Source organism: Sphingobacterium siyangense, assembly GCF_023277505.1.
GTDB classification, from domain to species: domain Bacteria; phylum Bacteroidota; class Bacteroidia; order Sphingobacteriales; family Sphingobacteriaceae; genus Sphingobacterium; species Sphingobacterium siyangense.
In genome coordinates this window covers 1,409,297-1,431,542 of sequence record NZ_CP080574.1, presented here as the reverse complement: position 1 = coordinate 1,431,542, position 22,246 = coordinate 1,409,297, and the positions used below count along the sequence as shown (strand labels likewise).

At 38.1% G+C, this 22,246-nt stretch carries 14 protein-coding genes; 4 read left to right on the top strand and 10 right to left on the bottom strand.

Annotated features, from left to right (window positions below):
• Positions 1-42: 42 nt before the first annotated feature.
• From K2F45_RS05815 to K2F45_RS05770, 10 genes are all read right to left on the bottom strand, one after another.
• Positions 43-735 (bottom strand): energy transducer TonB, encoded by a 693-nt coding sequence (locus K2F45_RS05815; RefSeq protein ID WP_248933102.1) that lies wholly within the window; start codon positions 733-735, stop codon positions 43-45.
• 66 nt (positions 736-801) lie between these two features.
• Positions 802-1,662, bottom strand: coding sequence for a DUF1735 domain-containing protein (locus tag K2F45_RS05810; RefSeq protein ID WP_248933100.1), 861 nt, complete (start codon positions 1,660-1,662; stop codon positions 802-804).
• Positions 1,663-1,674: 12 nt separating this feature from the next.
• A complete protein-coding gene (locus K2F45_RS05805) occupies positions 1,675-3,297 on the bottom strand; it encodes a SusD/RagB family nutrient-binding outer membrane lipoprotein (protein WP_088160468.1) in 1,623 nt (540 codons plus the stop codon).
• Positions 3,298-3,308: 11 nt separating this feature from the next.
• Entirely contained in the window at positions 3,309-6,446 is a 3,138-nt protein-coding gene (locus tag K2F45_RS05800; RefSeq protein WP_088160467.1) for a SusC/RagA family TonB-linked outer membrane protein, read from the bottom strand.
• A 419-nt stretch (positions 6,447-6,865) separates the two neighbouring features.
• Positions 6,866-7,888 carry an energy transducer TonB gene (locus K2F45_RS05795; protein ID WP_248933098.1) on the bottom strand — a complete coding sequence of 341 codons (1,023 nt, stop codon included), beginning with the start codon at positions 7,886-7,888 and terminating at the stop codon, positions 6,866-6,868.
• Between the two features lie 155 nt (positions 7,889-8,043).
• Positions 8,044-9,054, bottom strand: a complete 1,011-nt coding sequence (locus K2F45_RS05790) for an energy transducer TonB (protein WP_248933096.1) — start codon at positions 9,052-9,054, stop codon at positions 8,044-8,046.
• Between the two features lie 116 nt (positions 9,055-9,170).
• Complete coding sequence (locus tag K2F45_RS05785; protein ID WP_248933094.1) at positions 9,171-10,631, bottom strand: SusD/RagB family nutrient-binding outer membrane lipoprotein; 1,461 nt, start codon at positions 10,629-10,631, stop codon at positions 9,171-9,173.
• 13 nt (positions 10,632-10,644) lie between these two features.
• Positions 10,645-13,875, bottom strand: a complete 3,231-nt coding sequence (locus K2F45_RS05780) for a SusC/RagA family TonB-linked outer membrane protein (RefSeq protein ID WP_248933092.1) — start codon at positions 13,873-13,875, stop codon at positions 10,645-10,647.
• A 646-nt stretch (positions 13,876-14,521) separates the two neighbouring features.
• Positions 14,522-15,793, bottom strand: coding sequence for a serine--tRNA ligase (gene serS / locus K2F45_RS05775; protein ID WP_248933091.1), 1,272 nt, complete (start codon positions 15,791-15,793; stop codon positions 14,522-14,524).
• 307 nt (positions 15,794-16,100) lie between these two features.
• Positions 16,101-17,174, bottom strand: a complete 1,074-nt coding sequence (locus tag K2F45_RS05770) for a class I fructose-bisphosphate aldolase (protein ID WP_248933089.1) — start codon at positions 17,172-17,174, stop codon at positions 16,101-16,103.
• Positions 17,175-17,285: 111 nt separating this feature from the next.
• On the opposite strand from K2F45_RS05770, the gene rsmI reads away from it, so the two are divergent.
• The 4 genes from rsmI to K2F45_RS05750 all read left to right on the top strand — a co-directional run bounded on the left by rsmI (position 17,286) and on the right by K2F45_RS05750 (position 21,694).
• Positions 17,286-17,951, top strand: coding sequence for a 16S rRNA (cytidine(1402)-2'-O)-methyltransferase (gene rsmI, locus K2F45_RS05765; RefSeq protein ID WP_248933088.1), 666 nt, complete (start codon positions 17,286-17,288; stop codon positions 17,949-17,951).
• A 36-nt stretch (positions 17,952-17,987) separates the two neighbouring features.
• Complete coding sequence (locus K2F45_RS05760) at positions 17,988-18,695, top strand: PH domain-containing protein (RefSeq protein ID WP_201665890.1); 708 nt, start codon at positions 17,988-17,990, stop codon at positions 18,693-18,695.
• A 23-nt stretch (positions 18,696-18,718) separates the two neighbouring features.
• Positions 18,719-20,341 carry an apolipoprotein N-acyltransferase gene (gene lnt, locus K2F45_RS05755; RefSeq protein ID WP_248933086.1) on the top strand — a complete coding sequence of 541 codons (1,623 nt, stop codon included), beginning with the start codon at positions 18,719-18,721 and terminating at the stop codon, positions 20,339-20,341.
• Positions 20,342-20,557: 216 nt separating this feature from the next.
• On the top strand, positions 20,558-21,694 hold the full coding sequence (locus K2F45_RS05750) for a cysteine desulfurase family protein (protein ID WP_248933085.1): 1,137 nt from the start codon (positions 20,558-20,560) through the stop codon (positions 21,692-21,694).
• The last annotated feature ends 552 nt before the right edge of the window (positions 21,695-22,246 follow it).

The window sequence follows — 22,246 nt, the reverse complement described above, 5'->3', positions numbered from 1 at the left end:
CTTGCTACCTCTATATTACATAAAAATTCCTTTTTGATCTAACTAGATATGTGTTCTGAATTCTTTCAAATTCAATTTGAATGGAACAACAACAGAAGACTTTACAGCCTCCCCGTTTTGGGTTGCTGGCTTCCACTTACCTGCTCTGTTAAGGGCGCGTTGCGCACTCGTTAACACGCCATAACCAGGATCATCTTTTAATTTAACACCAGTAATTTTTCCATCTTCTTTCACAATAAAATTTAACTCATAATCACCAGACAAACCTGCTTTCAGTGCTTCAGGTGGATATTGGAAATTTTTATAGAATTTTTCAATGAAAGTAGACATGCCTTCAATTGGTTCTGCTTTTACTATTGCAGCTGAATTTGCAGACTCTTTAAAGCTCAACACTTTGTAAGGAAAACGTACCCAAGAAGCAATCGGTTTTCCATTTTTCACGGCAGGTTCCCAATCCCCAGACATTTTAACAGCCTTCAACAAACGTATCCCCATCCCTTTTTCAATATCCTTCGCGATATCAGCTGAATCAATTTTTCCAAATTCATTTACACGGATGTCCAATATGATTTCCCCTGAAATATCTTTAGAGATCTCACTATCCGTTAATTTGAAAGAACGATTGACCTGTTTGACAAAACTGTCATATCCTATTTTTGGTAGGGCTGCATTTTCCTGTCCAAAGGAGAATACGCAACTAAGCATTCCGATTAAGCTAAAAATTAGTGGTTTCATATCTTATTGTTTCAGAAAATTCACATTATTTAAAAGGGGAAATTCGACACTTCCCCCTTTCTAAATCTATCTTGATCCAGTGTAAACAAACTTTTCTTCAAACGTTCTGGCTCCACCATTTGATGTCCAGTTAACCGTCAATGTCTTCGTTGCTGGATCATAAACACTGGTGGACTTAGTCGCTATTGGCAGAAGCGAAAACATTTCCACAGTAATTTTATTAGTAGCCTGATCAATTGTATAGTTTACTTGATTTGAATAAGTACCTAACAAGCCAGGGTCCAACATACATTTATTACTTCCGATAGTTACTAACTTAACCGTTTTATTTGCATTAGGGACCAAAGCCGTATTCGCAGATGTCGTATATTTGTAAACACCGTCAAAGAAGTTTTTAGCTCCTAAATTCAATATAATCTTGCCAAAATTTCCCGAAATCTCTCCAGAAGACACTGTCTTTATAGCTAAACCAACAGCATAATCAGCATCAAAAGTAAACTGATCCGGTTTCAAATTAATTGGGACCGCAACTTCTCTTTCACCCTTTTTTATTACCGCTTCAGTTGTACTTAAACTATATTGTGAAGCAGGCATAGCCTCATATTCGGTTTCATTTTCGTCATTATATTTTTCTAGCAATGAGTTGTCAACAGCTATTGTTACTTTGATATCACTTTCTGCTGTTTTAGCTCCAACACATTTCAATTTCAAATTCACTACTCCTGTAGGAGCAATATCAAACGCTAAAGAATATAGAGGTATAGAACTTGATTCATTAGATATTGGGACAGATACATCCCCAAACTCTATAATATTCGCAACAGCACCATCAGCATCCGGTCCTATTAAGTCTTTATCCTTTAAACAAGACGTTAGCACTAATGGAGAAGCTAACGCTAAGAAAATATATTTTATTATTTTTTTCATGTCAATCTAAATTTATTTAGCCCAAAATATTTTAGAAGAATACTTATTTATATCTGCAGGAACATTTGCTGCATTATAACTAAATTCAGTATTTGGATATAATATTCTAGTTGGTAATTTGTCTTCCGACGTTGCACGTGACGCTATTGAAACAAACGTCGTTCTAGCATTCGCAGTAGTGTTTAAACCAACATTCTTTGGATATCCACTGCGACGAAATTCATTCCATGCCTCATGGCCAAATAGAAAATTCAAAGCAATATACTTTTGTGTTATGATAGCTTCGCGTTTTTGTTCTTTCCCAGTCTCTTTTCTTTCAGGTTTATTAGGGTTAGACTGATCTAAATAATCTACAAATTTCACTAAATAAGTATCATTATTATCAGTTTCATATTTCGTTAAATAAGCTTGAGCATCAGCTGCACTTTTAGTAGGCGCATCACCTTCATTCATGTATAAGTAGTTATAAGATGCCATTATTCCCTTTCTAAAATAAGTTCGGGATGCTTCATCTCCACCAGAAATAAGTCCGTCTAATGCAGCTTCAGCAGCCAAAAATTGACTTTCTGCAGCTAACATCAATGGTTGACCAGCAGCAGGACCTTTAATAACGCCTAACCCTCTATAATTTGTACCGCTTATCGTACCCGAGACTGGACGCATGACCCAGGCAGATGGCGCAACTCCAGTTGGAGGATTATCAACATTTCCAAGTTGATTTTTATTGGTTGATATTCCATTTGCGAAGACTAATGATGCACGTTCCGAGTCAGATATTTTAAAACCATCGTAGAAAGCCATTATATAATTGGTAGGAATAAATTGGGTTCCCCATGTTCCCACAGCGGCATTATCAGCGCCATAAGCCCAAGTATTCCACATCGGATTTTGCTTACCCGCAATTTTGGTAAATACAGGTTGTACAATGACATCGCTTTCAATAACGCCAATATTATCTATTGTCTTATTAGCAAATGTAGCTTTACTACCAGCTCTTAACACTAACCTCAATTTCAATGTATTAGCAAATTTAGCCCACGAGGTCGTATTACCTTTGAATATAACATCTGCCGTTTTAAAATCATCACTAGCAGTAGCCGATTTAAAGAAAGCCACTGCTGCATCCAATTTTTTAGCAAGATCGACATAGATATCAGCTGCCTTGTCGTATTTAGGAGTTAGCGAAGCAGCGCCCTTTAACGCATCTGAATAAGGAACATCATTATAGGTATCCACAAGATTCGCATAATTATACACTTTCATGACCTCTGCAGCTTGTACAAAAAGGGCTTTCCCTTCGCCTGCTTTTTCTACAACATACTGAAGATCAGTCAATGTATTATATGGAGTACTCCACAAGCCAGTCATAAACCCGGTTGAAAAATCGTAGGTAATCATATCACCCCAACCAGAGACCCCGCCCGATGTAGCATAATAACCTACTAATCGTCCGCCATAGGTATTATATGTTGGAACAGAAAGCGCTGTTGCAACCATAGCTTGAGGCAAAACAAGCTCTGGGGTCGACTGAGTCGGTGAATTTGGATTATCATTGATATCCAAAGCCTTTTTACAGGAAGAAGCTACCAATAAAGTAGACATTGCTATGGATAAATATTTTATTTTATTGTTCATGAGATTCGATATTAAAAAGTTAAACTAACAGAAAAACCAACGTAACGAGACGGCGGTGTTTGACTTAAACCTGTCAAACCAAGCGCATTTCCATTGGATGATCCGTTTCCATCAGAATATTCTGGATCGGTATAAACATTTGTAGCAGGTGTCCATAGAAACAAGTTACGACCTTGTACACTCACTCGAGCCTTCTTAATCACATTTTGACCGGCAAGAAAAGATTTCGGTAAATTATAAGACAATGACATTTCACGGATTTTCCAGAATGCTGCTGAAGTCACATAGGTTTCGTCAATATTTCGTCGTCCAGTAGCCATTGTCCAATAATCAGCTCCACCATCATAAACCGTAATATTCGTATTTTTTACATAAGAATTTGTTGCTTCATCCCAATAAGATGAATTTGGAATAACAAATCGTTCACGATCGTAAGCAACGGTATTTATTCCTGATCCGGAGAAATCAAACAAATCTGCTCCATTATTAAAGATATAGTTACCTGTACGATACTCAGCACTTGTGTAAAATGTTAGATCTTTATAAGATAATGACAAGTTTAAACCTAGTGTATGCGTTGGAAGCGCTGCTCCCAGCACCTTCAATGTACCATCTGTAGTTGGATATCCTGTAATACGATCCACAATAATACGTCCTTCAGGATCTCTATTATAAGTAGAACCCATGATTACAGGGAAAGCTTCGCCTTTTACTGCGTAAGATCCTGTACCACCTGTGTACGTAGCCAAAGCCAACTGATCTAAACCTTCTGCAATTTCGACAACCTTATTCTGAATATAAGTAAAATTTCCGCCTAAAGTCAAGTCCCAATCTGCCGTACGGATTGGTGATACGCTTAGTCTCGATTCGATACCTTTACCTGTGGTTGTTCCTGCATTCAGTAAATATTTATTATAACCAGATGCCCAAGAAATATCTGTTGGAACTGTATTGTCTGTTGTTTTATTGTTAAAATATGTGACATCTGCAGATACCCTATTATTCCACCATGCAGATTCAAAACCAAATTCAATAGATCGCGTCATTTCCGGCTTTAATCCAGGTTGAACTATCTGATTACCAACTGTATGACCACCAATTCCATTATATGGATATCCGGAACCTTGGCCAAAAGTAGGTACCGTTGCATAGGCTCCAAAGTTGGATGAGCTACCAACGTTGACTTGACCTACTTTAGATAAACTCCCTCTTAGCTTCAAAAAGTTCAATGGCTGAAAATCTTTTAATGCTTCAATTGCATCAGTTGCAACAAATGAAACAGTTGCCCCTGGATAGAAGAATGAACGATTGTCTGGATCTAAAATTGAAACCCAATCATTACGTCCCGTTAATGTCAAAAATAAATAATTTTTGTAGGCTACATCAATTTTACCAGCTAGACCAAAAGTTCTCGCTAGATAATCCGCTTGGCCTGTAGATGGAGGATTCAAACTATTTCCCTGATTGTAAATACCATCGACAACCAAACCATTAACTGTAGCTGACAAATTCGAAGATTGATTCTGAACATATTGAAATAACGCCGTATAGTCGAATTTGAAATCTCCGTTTGTATGTGTCGCATGTGCATTAAAATCAGACACTATACTTGTTGCATAACTTGCAGCATCAGAGACGCTACCAGTAATATTAGTTCCTTTATATGCACCATGCAAACCAGCAGCATAAGGTGTAAAGGTGAATTTACCAGTCGTATATTTATAGGATTGATTAGAAGTGGTCATACCCACACGTCCCATAAAGTCTAACCAAGACAAAGGTTTAAAATTCAATTCCACATTACCCATGAAATAATCATTCCTAATTTTTTGGCGATTATTTGCGGCAATAAAATAAGGGTTATTATAGTAAGCGTTATAATAACCATTTGGATTTGCAAAAGGATTATTTTGCCAATCTTTATAGCTTGTTAACGGCACCTGACCCGGAGATTGCAAAACCGCATCATAAATATTTGCGTTTGCAGATGTTTGATCGTATCTATTTTGAGCGTAATATGAAGTATAATTAATATTGAGAATATCATTTAATTTTCGACTTCCGTTTACACGAGCAGATGCTCTATTATATTTATCAAAAGGAACGGTACCTGTCGATTTTAAATATTGCCCTGAAAAACGGAAAGAGCTATTCTCATGTTTGGATGCCACGGCCAAATTTGTCATGTTTGTCACTCCTGTTTCCCAAAATTTATCCTTTCCACCATTCCACGAATAAGGTCCTGTTTGTGTTGATCCATCCTCTAGAGGATCACCAATTTGCACTATAGACCCATCAAAAGCAGGTCCATATTGTTGGTTTTCGTAGGGTACATAAAAGATATCATGCGCCGAATAGCCTGAACCAAAACGTTTTTGAACTTCAGGCAAAAAGTTAACATTCTCAAATGTAGTCGTATTATCGATAGTTACCTCTAATCCATTACTAGCAGCACCTCTTTTCGTTTTAATAATCAAAGCACCGTTAGAAGCTTGCGAACCATATAAGGCAGCCGCGGAAGATCCGTTTAGAACTGTAATATCTTCAACATCGTCTGGGTTTAAATTCCCCAGCATAGAAGATGGAGAAATTACGTTGTCAATAACAATCAATGCTTGGTTATTACCAGTTAATGAACGCATCCCCCTTAACATGACACGGTAATTAGGGTTCACACCCGATCCTACACCTTGTACAGTAAGACCTGCAACTTTACCAGTTAAACCTGTCACGATATTGGTTGGCTTAGCCTGTTGTAAATCCTCTGCTTTAATTGTGGTCTGTGCAGCTCCAATTGAACGACGACTAGCAGTTAACCCCGCACCAGTCACAACGACTTCATCAAGAACAGATTCATTTCCACTAAGTTGTATGTTATACAAACTTGAACCTTGTGCAACTGTGATTGTTTTGTCTGAATAGCCTACAGAACGAAAGACTAAAATTTTTCCAGTAGGAACATTAATGGAATAGTTACCGTTTGCATCGGTTTGTGTGGCTTGGTTAGTGCCTTGAATAACAATAGTTACACCTGGCAACCCCTCGCCATTTGTACCTGTCACTCGTCCACTAACCTTCTTTTCTTGGGCGAATGCTACCGAAGTGAGGATAGCACCACCCAATAAAAAACTGAGTAGTTTGTGTTTCATATGTTTATGTTTAATTAAGTATGTTTATTTAAATTCTTGGCAATAAAGCACCTTGGCTAGCGAATTTTTTACTTCTCAATAATTATTATAAGCTATGTTAGTTAGTCATACATCTTTTAAGTCAGCAATGTCAGCTGTTAAAAAATGTTAAATACAAATTTATAACTTTTTTTAACTTTTGCAATGCAAGCATAACTTTGTGATAACATTTATTTCACAATTAAACTCAATCAACTAAAAATCAGGCTATTATTTTCACTTTTAAACGTAACAAAACACAATTTGGACTGATTATTCATAAAACTATCTCAATAACCTAAACCAATCAGCCAATGATGGAAATACTAATTTTATGTAATTTAGAAACAAACACAAAGACAACCACTTATAACAAAACAAAAAATTTACTGAGAGTAAATTTAATGCATGATTAATTCAAAATTAAATCTCACTGGAACTGTATAACGTACTCGTACTGGCGCTCCTTTTAGGTAAGCAGGAGTCCATTTACCTAATCTTTGCATTGCCTCAATCATCATCCTTTTGATACTTAGCTCATAATCTCCCTCAACTTCATAATCTTCAGTAGCACCAGACTTATTAACGACGAAACTGACAAGTATGGTTTTCTTTTTATATTTTTCAAAAAATTCTAAAGGGAACTGAACTCTACGCATAACCAATTCAACATCGGCCATTAAATCGCCATGATATTTAGGCTGTTGCTCCATAGTCTTGGCAGAGTATGTATTTATTTTACCATCGGGCAAATAGCGCTTCCCATTTATCAATATATCTTCTTTGTAAAACTCCTCATATTTTGAATGATCCCAACCAATCCAAATCCCTTCTCGCTTATCATTAACTAATTCACCTTCGATATACTGACCATTTTTATAATCAAATCTAAAAAAACCATTTCCTTTTCGAAGTAGCATATTTCCTAACGAATCCAAATACAGCAAATAATGAGGAAAATTGGACTTCGCCTCCGTTTTATTAGGCTCATAATACACTAAAGCTTTTAATTTTCCATTTGGGTGATAATAATATGCGGTATCAATCAAATAGGAAAGCTCATCATAAAGTTCCACAGATTCCACCTTTCCGGTAGGAAAATAAGACACGGTCTCGCCAAAATACTTTAATGTTTTTCCATCATAATTTAAACTATATCCATAAAACTTCGGAAGATTCGTTTCGGTATAAAAGGCTTGTACACGATAGAGTCTTTTAGGCTCATTTGCAACAGGATAAACTTGTCTATAATAATAAGATTTGTCTTTTGTCGCCAAGAAATCACTTTCTGTATCAAAAAAACGAATAATTGTATCCTTAGAAGTGCCAATATGAATAATCTGACCGTCGGTTTTTATCCTTATATCTTGTGCAAAAACCCGAAAAGAACTCCATACTAACAGAAGAAAGATCAACTTTTTCATAAATTAAATTGATTACTAATATACTTCATTTATACCACAGTTATCCTTTTTTGACAGATAAAGACTTACTCGTAAATTACGACTGCATATATCAATAATTTGCTACATATATAAAGCATCTCTTTCGAAAGCGAAACGCATAATATGTCGATGTATTACAATCGTATCGGAATGCTATAATTTATTGCCACAGGCTCACCTTGCAGCCTCCCCGGCTTCCAAGGACCAACACGTTGAATAGCAGCTGTTATTTCTTTTTTAATTTCAAAAGGAATATCACTGTCATATTTAAAATCACTTAGCCTACCATCATTATTGACGACAAATTTTACATGAATAATAGTAGACTTCAATTGAGCAATTAAATTGTCTGGCACGTCTATCTGCTGAGAAACAGTCTTCATAAATTGGTCCATTTTAAGCGAAGGAATAGGAGCTGACTCCCTCGTATCCGCGTCGTAGGAAATCAATTCGCCATTGGCACGAAACCTTTTTCCGCTTTGAAGAACGCCAGCTAAATATTGCTCTTCATAACGGCTTTCCATATTCCAGCCCTCCCATTTCCCTTCTCTTTCATTATCTTTTAGCTCACCTTCAATATAATCACCATTGTCATAATCGAGGCGAATAAATCCATTTCCCCGCTTCAAAAGATAATTTCCCAGAGAATCCAAATACAATAGGTAATATGGTTTGGTTATAGCCCCCCCAGTAAATGGATTTTGTCCTGATTCCACTTGTGTAACTAACATTTTCAGTTTGCCTGTAGGATAGTAATAATAAGATGAATCAATAGCTGAACCATTGGTATCGAACTTTTCCAAGCTTTTCAACTGCCCATTTGGGTAGTAAGTAGTCGATTCGCCAATATACTTCCACCCGAAAACCCCAACTGTGCTATCACGGCTATAAGCGAAAGATTTCATGGAATCGGTATCCGTATAATAACTAACAATATTAAAAAATCTATTCGATTCATCCCCAACAGGGACAATACATTGATAAGAGTGAGATGCTAGTTTTGTTCCTACTGAATTTCCTGATTTATCAAAGTAATTCACTATCGTATCGCTAATAAATACTTCCCCCCTTTCATTAGTAGAAAAAGCCTCTGTATTCGCTCCTATCAAAACAAGCACAATTAAAACTAAAATCAATCTTTTCATAAAATATACCGACGTTAATGACGACGAAAATACGGCTTTTCCCATAATTTAACACCAAAATAAAAGCGGCAATTTCTTTCGAAATTGCCGCTTTTATAAGCATATAATCTAAGAGACTACTTAACGTCCCACCAAACAGGTGTATAAATAACAATATTACCTGGATAATTTGTATTTGAAGTAGCTTCACTATTGGCATAAGGCATACGCAATGGCATCCTTCCTGCACCTAAAGTTGATGCGATGGAAGTCGTAAAGAAAGTAGGATAGCCTGTTCTTCTCCATTCAGTCCATGATTCAAACCCTTGGAACCCACACATTGCATAATATTTTTGTGTGATGATAGCTTTGACTTTTGCTTCAACATCACCTGTGAATTTCGCGTCAGGGGCTTCAGCTATATATTTAGCAACATCACTTGCGTTTCCAGTTGCTGTAAAACTTGTTGTGATACCAGATTCAAACAATGCTTTCGCATCACCTGTTCCCCAACCTTTTACTACCGCTTCAGCTTGCAAGAATTTGCTTTCCGCAGCTGAGAATAATTTAACAGGTGCTGTTGCCGATGTCGGGTCTACAGCGCGACCACCTACAAGTGCTGAAGGAGAAGAAACTAATTTCGCTGAATTATCGTTAAAGTCACCTTGAAGAATAAATGCGATTGTATCTTGTCCGCTCAACTTATTGTAAAAAGAAAATCTTCTTGGATCGTTATTCTTAACAAATGCTTGAACTACAGTTTCACTTGCCACAACATTTTGAGTCTTACCCAATCCTACCATCTCATTATAAAATGGATTTTCGTTGCCCCCAGTTGTTGTGTAAGTTATTGAAACATCTTCATCCAAGAATACGGCATTTTTCGCGTAAAGAGCCTTAATACCCGCAGCTGCTTTGTTTGCATCTACATTTGAAATACGTAAATACGCTCTCAATTTTAATGTATTTGCAAATGCCTTCCATTTATCCAAATCGCCATTGAAGATCATATCTTGACTGGAGACAGGTATAGCCTGTTGAGTTGCCAGCAAAGCCAAGCCCTTATCAATATAGTTGAAAATAGAATCATAAACAACTTCCTGAGCCTCGTATTTTGGATTAAGATTTCCGTTTGCTTTCAATGCTTCAGACAATGGAATATCCCCAAAAGCATCAGTTGCTACTTGAAATGTATAGGCCTTCAATAAATAAGCTATACCTTTATAATTGTCATTAGCGGCCTCATTTGAATTGATGATCAATTCAGCATTATTTAACGCACTACGATACAAAATCAACCAGGATCTATCCATTGCTGTATTCAGAACTTGATACCTATCGATAGAACGATATTGAGAAGATGTAGGATTTTGTGTCCAATATTGTCCCCAGATATTACCATATACCTGAAAACTGTTACCTACTACTTGACTGATCGCAGCTTCCACTGTAGGTAATAATAAACTAGGAGTCGCTGTTTCTGGATTGTTCGGATTTTCATTCACATCCAAAAATTTATTACAACCAGTCAATCCTAGTGTGCCAACTAAAGCTAAAACTAAAAGCTTCTTAGCATTTTTAAAATTTATAGTTTTCATACTTTACTTGCTCTTAAAATGAAACTTTAACATTGATACCATAATTACGTAATGAAGGTTGAGCAGTAAAGTCAAATCCTTGCGCATTACCAGCACCAGATGAATTCACCTCTGGATCAGCGTATTTATTTTCGCTTGGCGTCCAGATAAATAGATTATTTCCAAACACTCCGATAGAAGCGGCTCCAAATGGTGTATTTTTCAACATGTCTTTAGAGAATTTATACGTGAATGTAAGGTTACGCAATTTGATATAAGTCGCATCCACAACATTAACTCCTGCTTCCATGTTCGGATAGTAATCGATCTTATCGTATGTTGCAGTTGTATTAACAACAGAATTTCCTGATGCATCTAAATAAACTGAATTCGGGAAAATCTGACCGATACGATCACCACCTGATTCAGCAGACGTACCAACAAATCCCATGATATCTTTCGTTCTAGAATAGAATACACCTCCTTGTTTCGTATCGAATAATGCACTCATTGACCAATTTTTATAGCTCAAACTTGTACCCAAAGAAGCTTGGAAATCTGGATTATATGTACCTAAATACTCAGGCTTAGACGAGGCTATTGGTAATCCTGTTTTCTGATCAACAATCGTACGACCTTGCGCATCGGTAGCATTGGTAACCCCATAAAACTCACCATATGGACGACCTACCGCCGCAACAATACTCATTCCAGAGAACCCACCTACTGACACTTGTTGTACACCATCCATCAACTCAACAACTTTACTGTTATTTTTTGTAAATGTTCCAAACAATTCCCATGTCAAGTTTTCTGTCTTCACAGGTGTTCCTCTCAAGGTTAATTCAACACCGTTATTCTGCACTTTACCCGCATTTACCAAGCTAAGTCCATAACCTGTTGAAAGTGGAATAGGAATACTTAAAATTTGATTTTTTGAATTGTTTTTGTAATAGGTAAAATCAGCTGACAAGCGATTGTTAAAGAAACCTAACTCTGTACCCACCTCGAAAGAAGTTGTAATTTCAGGTTTTAAGTTTAGATTCCCAATGGTATTACCTGACATTAAAGCAGATACGTTACCAAATGGAAAAGTAGTTGAACCAAAACCACCAGCGATAGTACTTCTAGAGAACGTTGAAATCAATTGGTATGGATCTGTATCCGAACCTACTTGTGCCCAGTTAGCGCGGATTTTTGCATAACTAAACTTACTCTTCAATTCAGGAGAGAACAATTCCGATGCAACAAATGATCCACTTACACTTGGATAGAAAAATGAATTATTTTTCTTTGGCAAAGTAGATGACCAATCGTTACGTGCTGTAGCTTGCAAATAAGCGATGTTTTTATAAGAGACGTTCAAATCACCATAAACACCTACTAAACGACGGTTTGACCAAGTATCTTCAATCAGATCCAAAGGACCATTCGAGTTTGCAAGATTATACCATCCCGGAACAACAAGTCCACCACTTGAATTTGTTGCAGTACTATTGGAAGTAGTTTTGCGTTGGCGGATATTATTACCAATCATAAATGAAGCGTCCCAATCGTCATTAAACTTATGAGTAGCGGTCGCCATGAAATCATGGACAATTTCATTCACGTTAAATTGATCAATACGGTATTGTCCGGGATCAGTTTGAATATTTCCTTCAGAATAATTACCCGAAGTATTATCTATCGGCAAATAGCTATATTTCGGAGATTCAGAACGTCTACGGTCGCTATAGTTATCTAATCCTATACGTTCTTGGAATGTTAACCATTCAGTTGGCTTATAATTTACATTGAAGTTCCCCATGATACGGTTCACATCATTATAATTGTTATAGTTAGCCAATACCCAATATGGGTTCATGGTATAAGCGCCGTAATAACCATAAACGTCATTATGAGCTACACCATTTTCATCTGTATAACCATATCCGTTATAAGGATTGGACAAATCTTTTAAACCAACAACATCGATATCTCTCGGCGTTTGTAATAAGTTGTTATAAACAGATCCACCACCTTGACCACCACCGACATTATTACTGTTGATTCGACTATAATTTACAGCAATACCAGCACTAAATTTATTTGAGAACTCCGTCGTTCCATTAAATCGAACACCGTATTTGTTGTAGTTATCTTTTTTACCAGGATAAACACCATTGGAATTCAAAGCGTTCAAACCTAAATAAAAAGTGGATTTATCCGAACCTCCAGAAAAGCTCAAGTTATTATCGGAAGCAATACCCAGATCAAAGAAATCGCGAACATTATCCTTCACAGCAGAATATGCTTTTTTCTGACGTACACCATTTACAGCTTGTCCCCATTCTTGAACTTCGCCGGTGAACGGTGCTCCCCAAGACCAGTTTTCTTTCGGGTCGTTTGTATAAATCAAATCCCCGGCTTTATTATAACCCGATGCGCCTTGTCCATATTGATTTTGAAATTCAGGTAATTTCAAAATTGATGACAAGGTATTCGTCGAGCTAAAAGTGATTTCATTTTTTGCTCCTTTTTTACCGCTCTTTGTTGTAATAATCAATGCACCATTAGATGCTCTTGAACCATACAATGCCGCCGCCGCAGGGCCTTTTAATACGGTTACTGAAGCAATATCGTCTGGATTGATATCGTTACCACGGTTACCAAAATCCACACTTGATAAATCACTGGCTCCCCCCATTTTACTTGTGTTATCAATCGGTGTACCATCAACAACGATCAATGCTTGATTATTACCTGAGATAGACGAACCACCACGCAACACAACACGAGATGAACTACCCGGAGAATTTGATGTAGAAGTAATATTTACCCCTGCAACTTTACCAGCTAAGGAGTTGATCGCACTCGAATTACGACCTTCTGTCAATTCATCGCTCTTAATTGTTGGCGCAGAATAACCTAACGAACGTTTCTCCCTCTTAATTGCATTTGCTGTAACAACAACTTCTTCCAAAGCATTGTCATGATTTACTAAAGAGACATTGAATACCGTACTGTTGTTATTAACAATAATAGTTTTATCATCAAAACCAACGGAACGGAATACGACAACCTTACCTGCCGGTACATTCAATGAATAATTACCATCAGTATCAGTCTGAGTAGCCTGATTAGTTCCTTGTACAACTACTGTCACCCCTGGTATTGCTTTACCCTCAGCAGATGTAACACGACCACTAATCTTTTTTTCTTGAGCGAATGCAACCGAAGTCAGAATCATACCGCCAACAAGAAAACTTAGTAATGTTTGTTTCATGTTTTAGTTAGTTAATTTTATTATTTTTTCTAATCCTATATATTGATATAAATTATATCCGTTATCATAACCGTCTAAACATAAATTGCCTAGACAATAAACAGCAAAACATAACATGCTATTGCAGTTTATTCAGTAACAGTTGAAAATATTTTTGGAAAAGCGGGCCCCAGGTAGATGCAGGGTCAGTCCTTAGATAAATATCCAGCTGTAAAATTTGCTCTTTTCAGCATTTACAGTAAATAATAGTTAGTGCGATTTTTATTAGCGGTGTCAAATATAGAAAGCCAAAGTTGCTTTTACAAGTTTTTTAACATAATCTCCAGAAAGCAGGAAATACCGCAATAATAAGTTCACAATTTTACAAATTGTTACAAAAGAATCATTTTAGAATAAAAACTCTTCAAACAATTTTCAAACAGAATTTTATACGGAATGAGCCATAATTAACAAAACATTAACAATGTTATAAGAAAACGTTAACATGTTATTCTATTATTTTTCTGTATTAAAACACAAGTAATTTATAATGATTCTAAACACTTTAAAATCGAATTATAACAAAAAAAAGACGCTCTACCTTCTCAGGCTGAGCGTCTTTCACTGTGATGTTAAATAAGTGCAAAAGCAACTTATTTATTGATATTTAATCGATATACTCAAATTTAGTGTACGGCACCAAAACTGCAGGAATCTTAATTCCTTTTTCCGTTTGATTATTCTCCAGTATCGCTGCGACAATACGTGGTAAAGCCAATGCCGAACCGTTCAAGGTATGTGCCAGTTGCATCTTGCCATCAGCATTCTTAAAACGGACTTTCAAACGATTCGCTTGATAAGTTTCAAAATTGGAAACGGAAGATACTTCCAACCAACGTTTCTGAGCAGAACTATACACTTCCATGTCATAGGTCAATGCAGAAGTAAAACTCATATCTCCACCGCAAAGGCGTAATACTCGGTAAGGGAGCTCTAATTTCTGCAACAGACGTTGTACGTATAAACTCATTTCTTCCAACACTTCATAGGACTTTTCAGGATGTACAAGCTGCACCGTCTCCACTTTATCAAATTGGTGTAATCGGTTTAATCCACGTACATGTGCCCCGTATGAACCTGCTTCACGACGGAAACATGGTGTATAGGCACAATGTTTGATCGGAAACTGTCCTTCTTTCACAATCTCGTCTCTATAAATGTTGGTGACCGGAACTTCAGCTGTAGGGATCAAATACAGATTGTCGTTACCCACATAGTACATCTGTCCTTCTTTATCCGGTAATTGTCCCGTAGCAAATGCAGAATCTTCATTGACCAAGATAGGCACCTGTACTTCCTCATATCCTTCTTCTGCTGCCTGATCCAAAAAGAAATTGATCAATGCGCGTTGCAATTTAGCGCCTTTACCTTTATAGATAGGAAAACCTGCACCGGCAACTTTTACGCCAAGCTCTAAATCAACAATATCATATTTGTTCAACAATTCCCAATGCGGCAATGCATTCTCCGACAACGCAGGGATTTCGCCATGGCTCAAAACAACTTCGTTGTCCTCAGCACTTACACCTGCTGGAACGGATTGATGCGGTAAATTAGGTAATTGTACGATCTTCTCATTCAATGCTGCTTCAATTGTTCCCAATTGATCCAAAAGTTGCTTCACTTGCTCCTTATATCCCGAAGATTTGGATTTAACGGTTTCAGCTTCTTCTTTTTTACCTTGGCGCATCAGATCTCCAATCTGTTTTGCTGCCGCATTAGCCTCTGCCGAAAGTGCGTCAGATTCCGATTGGATCTTACGACGCTCTTCATCTAAACTGATGATTTCGTCGACCAATCCAATTTCCTTGAAATGCTTGACAGCCAATCTTTCGATTACCGTATCCCTGTTCTCACGGATATAATTTAATTGCAACATAATATAAATGTGTTATTTAAAATAGTGAACAAACTTAGATAAATTTGCCTTTATTTACAAGCAATTTTATTCCTAAACCGCCATCCAAAAGCCTTTTTAGCTGCTTTACGGCTCTCTATTTTCACTTCATCGTGTCGCCCCCCATCTGCCCATTGGACGCTGATCCCCAATGAAATCGACGGTTACAACCGATGATCAATAGAAAGAGCGTATCTATTAGACTGCTAATCGATACGCTCTACAATTCCATCTATACTGCAAACCCCTGCCCTGAGATCAACCAAATGAACTCATTTTATGCACATCACTAAGCAATACTTACCTCATTGCATAAATAAACATCCTGAATGGCATGTAATAATGCGACACCTTCATTCATTGGCTTTTGAAAAGCCTTGCGACCGGATATCAAACCTGTGCCACCTGCACGTTTGTTGATAACCGCTGTTTTTACAGCTTCTTGTATATCATTCTGTCCCGAAGCCCCGCCAGAATTGATCAAGCCCGCCCGACCGGCAAAGCAATTGAGGACTTGATAGCGGCACAGGTCAATAGGATGATCGGAAGAAAGCTGTGTATACATACGTTCATCCAGCTTTCCATAACTGCTTTTACCCATATTCAGTGCTTTGAAACCGCCATTCAACTCGGGGAGTTTCTGCTTGATAATATCCGCTTTAATCGTTACCCCCAAATGATTAGCCTGTCCGGTCAGATCTGCAGCTAAGTGGTAATCTTTATCTCCGACCTTAAAAGCCGAGTTGCGCAAATAACACCATAATACCGTCGCCATCCCCAAAGAATGTGCTTCTTCAAATGCTTTTGCCACTTCTATAATCTGACGGTCTGATTCCTCAGATCCAAAATAGATGGTCGCCCCTACCGCAACTGCCCCCATATTCCAGGCTTCGCGAATTGTTCCGTACAAGATTTGGTCGGCTCGATTGGGATAGGTCAATAGTTCATTATGATTGATTTTAACCAGAAACGGAATCTTGTGTGCATACTTTCGGGCAACGGCTCCTAAAACACCAAAGGTAGATGCCACGGCATTGCAGTTTCCTTCCAAAGCTAGCTTGACAATATTTTCCGGATCAAAATACTGAGGATTTGGTGCAAAAGAAGCTCCTGCACTGTGTTCGATTCCCTGATCTACAGGCAATATCGAAAGATACCCGGTATTGGCTAACCGTCCCGTTCCAAAAAGTTGCCCCAAACTCCGCAAGACTTGTGGGCTACGGTCACTCGAACTATATACTTGGTCAATAAATGCTGCTTGTGGAAGATGAAGCATTGTTTTGGAAACTGCGGGTTGATCAAATTCTAATAAATAACTCGCTTCTGCACCCAGATGTGCCTGTATTTTTTCAATGTATTGCATAATTTATTTAAAATAAAGTGATGGAGTTTACCATTATCTTTAAAATAAAACTCCAAAAAGCACAGAATGTTTTAGCGCATATTATATAGTAAAAAAAACTTAACTTTGACCATGTTATATTTAGTTCCGACACCTATTGGCAATCTGGAGGACATGACGTTCCGTGCGATCAATGTCCTGAAAGAAGTGGACCTCGTCTTAGCAGAGGATACAAGGACCAGCGCTCCGCTTTTGAAGCATTTTGGAATCGACAAAAAAGTATTTGCGCATCATCAGCACAATGAACATAAAGCGGTATCTGAAATCATTAAATTCTTGAAAGAAGGGCAAAACATTGCATTGATTTCAGACGCAGGGACACCGGCGATCTCAGATCCTGGATTTTTGCTGGTGCGTGAAGCCATCAAAGAAGGGCTTGAAGTGCAGTGCTTACCAGGCGCAACAGCTTTTGTTCCAGCCCTTGTCAATTCGGGCCTTCCCAACGACCGTTTTTGTTTTGAAGGTTTTCTACCCGTCAAAAAAGGAAGGCAAACGCGCTTAAAAGCTTTGGCAGAAGAAAAAAGAACGATGATCTTCTACGAGTCGCCACATCGTATTCTCAAAACCATCGAAGAATTTATTACCGTTTTTGGAGCTGAAAGACAAGCTTCGATATCGCGCGAACTAAGCAAACTCTATGAAGAAAATGTTCGCGGAACATTAACTGATTTAAAATTACACTTTGAAAACAATCCGATTAAAGGAGAATTTGTATTTTGTGTAGCGGGATTGGAATAAATTTTGACAATCTTTAGGTATTAAAAAGTATTTGACATGAACATGGAACAATTTGCACAGGACGGGCAGGACATAAAAATCATTGAAAAATTGGTTACTAAAGTCCAAGATATGCTTACTCCAGGGGAAAAAATAGATTATATTGCAGTTCAAAAGAAACCTGCAGTTACTATTTTACCAGATAGTATCACCATCAGTAATAAGCGCATATTTATGTGCGAATTTACTAAACTGGGTCTGGCTACTGATTTTGAAATCTTCGGTTGGCAAGATATCAAGGATATTGCCTTTAAGGAAGAAATATTCGGTTCAAAAGTTACGGTTATACCATTTACTGGCGAGAACTTAAGCATAGACTATATCCCTAAAGTTCAGGCTAGGAAATTGTATCAATATATTAAAGCCGCCCTTGAAAACTATAAAAAAGCGGAATTGGCTGCCGAAAAAGAAAAAATAGTCATTGCTCCAACAGTTGCGAAGGAAGTGATTATCGAACGGCCAGAAAATAATACCCCGGTTCAGCCAGCAGTTACAGCTCCGGCGGCACCTCAACCTGTTGTATCGGCGCCAGTAACTCCGCCAGCGCCAACGGTATCAAACATCCCGCCCGCTCCACCCGTTAAAGAAGAGGAAGATGATGAAATTACCTTAAAGCTCAAAAAATTAAAAACGCTCTTCGACAAACAATTGATTACCCAAGAGGAATACGAGAGTAAAAAGAGAGAAGTTTTATCCAGTTTATAATCATAAATGGGAGAAAATATATAGTGAAAAACAACTATTTACTGGCACTTTTAAGTGCCTTTTTATTGTGGTTGGGCTGGCCTCCAATCCCCTATTCCAGTCCCTTGTTATTTATTGGGTTTGTGCCTTTGCTGATTGCTGTAGAAAACATTATCCGCAGTGAAACATTCAAAAGAAAAGGCCGTAAAGTATTTCTTACAGCGGGACTCACGACTGTTGTTTGGAACACGGCGTCCATTTACTGGGTATACAACTCCATCTCGGCAGTTATGCCGCCCTTTGCCGCTGTTGTCATCAGTCTGATACCTTTTTGTCTTGGCGCCGCTTTAATGGCACTGGCTTTCAGGTTATATGGGCAATTACGACGCAAAACGAACATCCTGTTATCCCTTTTCGGATTAATGGGATTTTGGATAAGCTATGAATTTCTACACGAATCCTGGGACTTAGCCTTCCCTTGGATGACTTTAGGCAATGGTTTCGCAAGTTTCCACCAATTGATCCAATGGTACGACATCACAGGGGTCTATGGCGGAACAATATGGATCTGGCTGGTCAATATCTTGGTATTTACACTTTACCTCAATGGAAAAGGACTTTATCCAATCAAACATAAGATTATCCCGATTGCCTCTTTGGCGACGATATTGTTGGTTCCCAGCGCCTACTCGCTGATACGTTACTTCAACTACGAAGAACATCAGAATCCTGCACAGATTGTTGTTGTTCAACCGAATATTGACCCTTATATTAAATTCAATTTAAGTCCCGAGGAACAATTAAACACCTTATTCGCCTTATCAAATTCAGTCGCCAAACCCAATACGGAATTTTTCATCTGGCCCGAAACTGCACTTTCACAGAACGGCAATTTTGACGAGGAAAACTTTAGGGAAACCTATTCTTACCAGCGCATTTTAAAATTTTTAGATCAATATAAAAATGGTAATGTACTTTCAGGTATTGAAAGCTATCAGTTGTACAACTATGCAAAAACATCGACTGCGCGTGAAATAACTCCCAATGTATACCAGGACAATTTCAACGCTGCGACATTGATCGATTATTCCTCCAAACTTCAGTTTTACCATAAGTCTAAACTCGTGCCGGGCGTAGAACAAATGCCTTTTGGCGCAGCGATGAACTTCCTGAAACCTTTATTTAAAGCATTCGGCGGCACGACAGGTGGCTACGGGAAACAGGCCGAACCTTCGGTATTCTATGCCCAAAGCGGTATTGGTGCCGCACCCGTAATCTGTTATGAATCCATTTGGGGCAATTATGTTTCCCAATATGTCAAAAAAGGCGCTCAGTTTATTGCTATCATCACCAACGATGGCTGGTGGGGCAATACTTCGGGTAAAGACCAGCATTTACAGTATGCCAAACTGCGTGCGATTGAAAACAGACGCTGGGTTGCCCGATCGGCAAATACAGGGATTTCAGGCTTTATCAACCAACGTGGTGATATTGTGCAACAGACCAAATGGTGGCAACCTGCAGCCTTAAATCAGGAAATTAATTTAAATGAAGAAATTACTCTTTACACCCAAACAGGTGATATTGCAGCCTATTTGGGTTTGGTACTCGCGATGGGTGGAGCTGTGCTACTCATCGTGGTCAGACGAAAAAAAGAACTTATCTAAATTGAAAAATAGCGCCAAACTGAAACAGTAAATTGGCGCTATTTTTCTTTATCAGAACGGAAAAGTGCTAACAATATACCATACCCGGCAAAAAGAAGCTAATTCTGATGAAACCTCGGCACTCAAACACCTATCAGCTATAATTAGGAAAATAAAATGATAAAAATAAGTCATTTAATACCTTTAATTTACTTTGGAGATTTGTAATTTTGCAGCATGCAAGTATATTTTGATAATGCAGCGACTACAGCCTTAGATCCTGAAGTAATAAAAGTAATGGTTGATGTGATGGACAATAATTTTGGAAATCCATCTTCTATCCATAGTCACGGACGACAAGTTAAAACAATTGTAGAAAAAGCACGTAAAACGATTGCCAATCTACTTCATGTATCTCCAGCGGAGATATTCTTCACATCGGGTGGAACCGAGGCAGACAATATGGCCATCGTTAGGTCAATTGCCGACTTTGGAATAACCCATGCCATCACCTCACCTATCGAGCACCATGCCGTATTACATACTTTAGAGGAGCTTGAGAAATCCGGTAAGGTACACCTCGATCTATTGGAAGTTGACGATAAAGGTAATTTAAATCTCAACCAGCTGGAAGAACTTTTAAGTACCAATCCGCGTACGTTTGTTTCCATTATGCATGCCAATAATGAGATCGGTAATCTCAACGATATTCAACTGATCTCGGAGTTATGCCAAAAGTATAATGCGATATTCCATTCAGATACTGTGCAGACTATGGGTCATTATCCCCATGATCTTGGCAGTCTTAAAATAGATTTTATAACAGGGGCTGCACATAAATTCCATGGCCCAAAAGGAGTAGGTTTTCTTTATATCAATGCCAACAACAAGATTAAACCATTAATCTATGGTGGAGCGCAAGAACGTAACATGCGCGGTGGAACAGAAAATGTCTATGGAATAGCGGGTCTTGCCAAAGCGCTTGAACTTGCCTATGAGCACATGGAAGAACACCACGCTTATATTCAGGGACTCAAATCGTATATGATCGACGAGTTGCAAAAAGCAATCCCCGAGATTGATTTTAATGGTGTTATTGAACCTGATAAATCACTGTATACCGTACTGAATGTTTCTTTCCCTTGCAGTGACCTTGCCGACATGCTTTTATTCAACCTGGATATTGCGGGTATATCCTGCTCTGGTGGCAGTGCCTGCAGTTCAGGAACAGATATAGGCTCGCATGTATTGGGCGCAATAAAATCCAGCTCGGAACGACCTTCAGTTCGTTTTTCATTCTGCAAGCATAACACCAAAGAAGAAGTTGACTTCGTCGTAGGAACGTTAAAAGAACTTTGTGCTAAAAACAACTAATATTTTATAGTTGACAACAGACAACGAATAAGATCGCTCAATGTAGCGCTAATTAAGAATTCTTGCTTGAATTCTTAATTAGCGCTACATTGAGTTAGATAAGTTTAATCTTGCTCCAGCGCGCTATCAGAGCAGCAAGCTGGAGTGAGAGGACTTCCTCATCCAACAGCATGTTACGCGGCATATTTGTATTCGCTTAACCGTTCTGGATACGTACACCCCCATTTTCGACAACTACCATAATTACCCGAACTTATACATCATCATACCAACTCACTCCTAATAACAGTTTTCAATCAGTTTTTAGACAGTGATCAGTCAGTGTTTATTCAGTTCATACTGAGCAAGCACTGAACGAGCACTGAACGAGCACTGAACAATCACTGAACAAGTACTGTTAAAAGAACCTATTTGATCCGAACTTGCTGCGGTTAAAAATTAAAGAGAAGAAGGGAAGAAAACTTTCAGTATAATCCCAATTAAGGATTGCAATACTGGGAAAAGTGAATAATTTCAAAAAAATAAAAAAGCCGAAAATAGATTCGGCTTTTT